The organism is Arthrobacter sp. H41, assembly GCF_000520535.1.
Lineage (GTDB): Bacteria > Actinomycetota > Actinomycetes > Actinomycetales > Micrococcaceae > Arthrobacter_D.
Genome location: NZ_KI914784.1, coordinates 25,307 through 27,752 on the forward strand (window position 1 = coordinate 25,307; position 2,446 = coordinate 27,752).

1 protein-coding gene, 1 tRNA gene and 1 pseudogene are annotated in these 2,446 nt (G+C 67.0%); all 3 read left to right on the forward strand.

The window, feature by feature from the left end:
• A pseudogene (locus Y705_RS18090) lies at positions 1-367 on the forward strand (ABC transporter ATP-binding protein); the annotation flags it as partial.
• Positions 364-2,241, forward strand: a complete 1,878-nt coding sequence (locus Y705_RS0107020) for an ABC transporter ATP-binding protein (RefSeq protein WP_081737866.1) — start codon at positions 364-366, stop codon at positions 2,239-2,241. The pseudogene Y705_RS18090 and the gene Y705_RS0107020, both read left to right, overlap by 4 nt.
• 104 nt (positions 2,242-2,345) lie before the next feature.
• Positions 2,346-2,422 (forward strand) — tRNA-Pro (locus tag Y705_RS0107025).
• Positions 2,423-2,446 lie beyond the last annotated feature (24 nt).

Here is a 2,446-nt window from a genome sequence, read left to right on the forward strand (position 1 = left end):
CCGCCGCGCCATCGCGGCGAAGCCGCAGGTCCTCGTGCTCGACGATCCGCTCTCGGCGCTCGACGTCCGTACCGAGGAACTGGTCGAGGAGCGCCTGCGCGAGGTACTGCACGGCACCACCACGCTGATCGTCGCGCACCGGCCCTCCACCGTGGCCCTCGCGGACCGCGTCGCGCTGATGCGGGACGGCCGGATCGCTGACGTCGGCACGCACGTCGAACTGCTCGCCCGGAGCAGCCACTACCGCTACGTCATTGCGAGTCTCGACGAACAGCCGGTGGATCTCGACGCGGAGCTCGATGATACGGCGCTCGACGAGTCCGCACGGAACGGATCCGCACGGAACGATGAGGAGGCGCTGGCATGAGCCGGACGACGGCGGGCAGGCCACCCGAGGAGCCGGCACGCGAACCGGCCCCCGAGCAGCAGCACGGTGCAACATCGGCCGGTGTGCACAATGAGGACGACGTCGTCCTCAGCAGGGCCCAGAGCAGGTCGGTGCGGTCGCGATCCTTCCGGCTGCTCGGCTCACTGATCCGCCCCAACCGCCGGCAGTTCATCTGGACGGTGCTGCTCGTGGTGATCTCCCAGGCAGCCCGTGTTGCCGGGCCCGCCATCATCGCATTCGGCATCGACAATGCCTTGCCCGCGCTCATTGCCGGTGACCCCTTCCAGCTGTGGATGGCGGGCGGGGCATACCTCGTCGCGGCGATCCTTGCCTCGGTCCTGACGGCGGGCTATGTGCGGGCGACGGCCCGGCTGAGCCAGGCCATGCTGCTGGATCTTCGCTTGCGCGTGTTCCGGCACACGCAGCGCCTCAGCCTCGAGTTCCACGAGAAGTACACCTCGGGCCGAATCATCTCGCGCCAGACCTCCGACCTCGAAGCGCTCCGTGAACTTCTCGATTCCGGGATCAGCTCCCTCGCGTCCGGCGCCATGTTCATGCTGTTCACCGCCATCACCATCTTCGCGCTGGACTGGCGTACCGGGCTGCTGATCCTGGCCGCCGCCGTGCCGATGTTCTTCCTCGCGCGCTGGTATCAGCGGCACTCACAGCTTGCCTTCCGCGCGTCCCGGGTGGTCTCCGCCAGGCTGATTGTCCACTTCATCGAAACCATGACCGGCATCCGGGCCGTCAAGGCGTTCCGTCGCGAGAGCGTCAACGCCGAGCGCTATGACGAGCTCGCCGAGGACTACCGAAAAGTGACGGTTCGTTCGATCAACCTGAACGGCATCTTCCAGCCGGGCCTCGTGCTGATCGGCAACGTCACCGTCGCCGTGGTGCTGCTGGTGGGCGGTTTCCGCGCCCTGGACGGTTCACTGGAGGTCGGCGCCCTTCTCGCCCTCCTCCTCTACAGCAAGCGCTTCTTCCAGCCCGTGGACCAGATGGCAATGTTCTACAACTCGTTCCAGTCGGCGTCGGCTGCGCTGGAAAAAGTGTCGGGCCTCCTCGAGGAGGTTCCGACCGTGCGCCCTCCGAAGAACCCGGTGGCGTTGACGGACCCCCGCGGGGCCGTCGGATTCCATGACGTGGGCTTCCGCTACGGCAACGGCCCGCAGGTGATTCCGCCCCTGAACCTCGATATTCCGGCGGGCCAGACAGTGGCGCTCGTAGGGCAGACGGGAGCGGGGAAGTCGACGCTCGCGAAACTCATCGCCCGCTTCTACGACGTGTCCGAGGGGCGCCTTACGCTCGACGGCGTGGACCTGCGGGACCTCGAGCAGAGGGACCTGCGGCGCGCCGTCGTCATGGTGACGCAGGAGGCGTTCCTTTTCAGCGGATCGGTTGCCGACAACATCGCCCTGGGCAAGCCGGAAGCGACCCGGCACGAGATCGAGTCGGCAGCCCGTGCCGTAGGTGCCGAGGAGTTCATCCTCGAGCTTCCGGAGGGTTACGACACCGACGTCAACAAGCGGGGCGGCAGGGTGTCCTCGGGCCAGCGCCAGCTCATCAGCTTTGCGCGTGCGTTCCTCGCCGATCCGGCGGTGCTGATCCTCGACGAAGCGACGTCGTCGCTCGATATCCCGAGCGAACGCCTCGTGCAGCAGGGGCTGCAGAAGCTGCTCGGGGAACGTACCGCGCTGATCATCGCACACCGGTTGTCCACGGTCGCGATCGCGGACCGCGTGCTGGTGGTGCACGACGGCGAGGTGGTGGAGGACGGCACGCCGGAGGAGCTCATCGGCGGGACGGGCCGTTTCGCGACGCTGCATGCGGCGTGGAAGGACTCCCTCGTCTAGGGTCTTCTTCGGTTCCTCGTGCAGTTTCGCTTGCGCCCGATACCTCGGCTATCCTTGAGAGGTTGCCTCACGCGTCGGTTACGGCCGGTGGTGGAGGGGACGATCGGGGTGTGGCGCAGCTTGGTAGCGCGCGTCGTTCGGGACGACGAGGTCGCAGGTTCAATTCCTGTCACCCCGACCATGTATGGACGAAGGGCTCCAGCCG